This is a genomic window from Pseudomonas sp. MWU12-2020, assembly GCF_023100605.1.
Taxonomy (GTDB): domain Bacteria; phylum Pseudomonadota; class Gammaproteobacteria; order Pseudomonadales; family Pseudomonadaceae; genus Aquipseudomonas; species Aquipseudomonas fluorescens_H.
Genome location: NZ_JALMEX010000055.1, coordinates 1 through 470 on the forward strand (window position 1 = coordinate 1; position 470 = coordinate 470).

Below are 470 nucleotides of genomic sequence, written 5' to 3' on the forward strand. Positions count from 1 at the left end.
ACCGCCGCTGACGTTGGTGATGGCGTTGGTCAGCGGGGCATGGCCGGTCAGCGCATCGTTCGGCGCGGTGGTGGTCACGGTGCCAGTGGTTTTGCCCACTTCGATGGTGATGTTCTGACCATTGGCCAGAGTTACCACAACTGGCGAGCCAGTCACTGGCGCACCAACGGTCGCGGTGTAGGTGACGGTGCCACCTTCAGCAGCGGACTCGGTCGCGGTCAGTTTGACCGTGGTGGTGTCGATGGTGTCAGTGACGGTGGTCACGGCTGGCGTGGTGCTTGGTACCAGGTTCTCGAAGCTGCCACCGGTCGCCGACTTGATGGTCGCCTGCACGGTGCCGGCGTCTTTGTAGACGTCGTCGGCAGGCGCAGGAACAGTCACGGTGCCGGTGGTTTTACCGGCGTCGATGGTGATCACAGCGCCGTTCGACAGCGTTACGGTCACTGGCGAACCAGCCGCGTTGGTCAGCC

The 470-nt window shown here is 63.6% G+C and carries 1 protein-coding gene; it reads right to left on the bottom strand.

Annotated elements, in window-relative coordinates:
• On the bottom strand, positions 1–470 hold a 470-nt coding region (locus M0814_RS29010; RefSeq protein WP_247868581.1), incomplete at both ends, for an immunoglobulin-like domain-containing protein.